This is a genomic window from Tunicatimonas sp., from assembly GCF_049647865.1.
GTDB lineage: Bacteria > Bacteroidota > Bacteroidia > Cytophagales > Cyclobacteriaceae > Tunicatimonas.
Map to the genome: position 1 here is coordinate 1 of NZ_JBARYM010000074.1, position 2227 is coordinate 2227.

At 43.3% G+C, this 2227-nt stretch carries 3 protein-coding genes; 2 read left to right on the top strand and 1 reads right to left on the bottom strand.

Annotated features, from left to right (window positions below; all coding sequences use genetic code 11):
* Positions 1–275: 275 nt before the first annotated feature.
* Both atpG and mnmD read left to right on the top strand, forming a co-directional pair.
* Positions 276–1154 carry an ATP synthase F1 subunit gamma gene (gene atpG / locus WBA23_RS02630; RefSeq protein ID WP_424580693.1) on the top strand — a complete coding sequence of 293 codons (879 nt, stop codon included), beginning with the start codon at positions 276–278 and terminating at the stop codon, positions 1152–1154.
* 70 nt (positions 1155–1224) lie between these two features.
* The gene (gene mnmD, locus WBA23_RS02635) at positions 1225–1905 is read left to right on the top strand and encodes a tRNA (5-methylaminomethyl-2-thiouridine)(34)-methyltransferase MnmD (protein ID WP_424580694.1); all 681 of its coding nucleotides are present in this window, start codon (positions 1225–1227) and stop codon (positions 1903–1905) included.
* A 43-nt stretch (positions 1906–1948) separates the two neighbouring features.
* Here mnmD and WBA23_RS02640 read toward each other — a convergent pair.
* A partial coding sequence (locus tag WBA23_RS02640; protein ID WP_424580695.1) for a DoxX family protein occupies positions 1949–2227 on the bottom strand: 279 nt, incomplete at its 5' end.

The following is a 2227-nucleotide window of genomic DNA, read 5'->3' on the forward strand; positions in this document are numbered from 1 at the left end:
TCTTATCGTATATGAATGCTCAACACCGCGATACTTTAGACCAAATTCGGTCCGGAAAGTGGGGAGAAGAGCAACAGAATACCATCAAGAAGGTGGCCGCTGACCTAGCGAAAAACTATCAAAACAACTAACAATGTGCAATGAACAGTGTGCAATTAATATATTAGCTATTTTCATACATTTACGACTGCACAAAACGTACTGCATGAGATACCTAGCTCCGTTGTTAATCAATAATTGTTCATTGCACACTGCACATTGTTAATTGAAGGAAAATGCCCAATTTAAAAGAAGTTAAGAACCGGATTGCGACGGTTAAGTCTACGCAGCAGATCACCAAAGCCATGAAAATGGTGGCGGCTTCTAAGCTGAGAAAAGCGCAAAACCGCTTAATGCAGATGCGCCCGTACGCTGAGAAGCTAAGCAATCTATTGGCCAATGTTTCGGCGAATCTGAGTGAGGAAAATGTAAGTGAATTTGCCGAAGACCGAGATGTCAAGAATGTACTACTTGTTGCTTTTTCATCTGACCGGGGGCTGTGCGGCGCGTTCAACGCCAACCTTTTTCGGAAAACTAGGCAGTTTATCTCTGACGAATATGAGTTCTACGAGCGTAACGAGCGGCTTTCGGTAATGACGATTGGTCAGAAGTCGTATGATTACTACAAGCGCCGAGGGTACAATATTACAACCGATTACAAAGATCTTCTTACCGCCCCTACTTTTGAGAATGTCCGCCACGGGGCTGAATACGTAATGAAGCTTTATCAGGAGAAAAAAGTCGATAAGGTTATTCTAATTTACAACCAATTTAAAAACGTAGCTACGCAGGTCCCTACCTTTGAGCAGTTTTTGCCTGTAGAAACTACCGCTGCCGAAGATGAGCAGACTAGCAATATTGATTATATCTACGAGCCTTCGGAAGCGTATATTGTAGAAGAGTTGATACCACAATCGCTGAAGGTGCAGTTCTATAAAGCTTTTTTAGAATCTAACGCAGCTGAGCAAGGTGCCCGAATGACGGCGATGGATCAGGCTACTGAAAATGCGGGTGATCTTCTGAAGGAACTACGACTCACCTACAACCGTACCCGTCAGGCGGCTATCACCAAAGAAATTCTGGAGATTGTAGCCGGAGCCGACGCGCTGGGTTAATCCTATTTTTTTGAATCATTCAGCCACTCGCTACAGTTGTTACTAAAGTGACAATCATAACTTTGAGTTTATGAGTAGGCTGCAAATTATTGAAACCGGCGATGGTTCTCATACGCTGCTAAACGCTGACCTCGATGAGACGTATCACTCTCGCCACGGAGCATTGCGCGAATCAAAGCACGTTTTTATTCAGCACGGATTGCACTATTGGTTATCCACTCATACTTCTAGCTCTTCGGTAAGAATTTTAGAAGTAGGATTAGGAACGGGGTTAAACGCCTGGCTAACTCTACTAGAAGCAGATAAACTTGCTCAAGTTCAGTTTGAATATACCGCTCTGGAACCTCATCCGGTTGAATCAGCAATGATACAGCAGCTAAATTATGTGCAACAGTCAACATTAGCAGAAAAGAAGCACTTTGAAGCAATTCACCAAGCAGATTGGAACCAACCTCAAACCTTGTTAGGCAATTTCATACTGAACAAGCAAACCATTAAGTTAGAAGAGCTAGATGATAGACAAGCATTTGATGTAATCTACTACGACGCATTTGCTCCCAACAAGCAACCTGAACTTTGGGAAAAACCAATTATTGAAAAGGTGACTAATCTATTAGCCCCCACCGGTGTGTGGGTTACCTACTCGGCCAAAGGACAATTGAAGCGCGATTTAAAATCGCTAGGTTTACAAGTAGAAACGCTGCCTGGCCCCCCGGGGAAAGCGGAGATGGTGCGGGCTATAAAGCTTTAGTTTTATCCTGACTACAGAAAGATCTTTACATTGATTAAGTCTATCAAATAAACTGATACGCCCAGTACATCAGCAGAAACTGTAGCGGAATACGTACCCAAAGCGCCCAGCGAGGAACTTTTCTAAACTTCTCAGATTGTAACATATAAACATGAGCCGGAAGAAATGCCAATAGCATTAAAATAATGCCCCAAGCAGCGAACTCTCGCGTTTCCTCAAAGAGCAAACCTACCCCAAAAGCTACTTCGAAGAAGCCACTAAGTAGCACCAATGCTCTAGGATTAGGTAAGTAGGGAGGAATAATACCTTCGTACATCTGAAG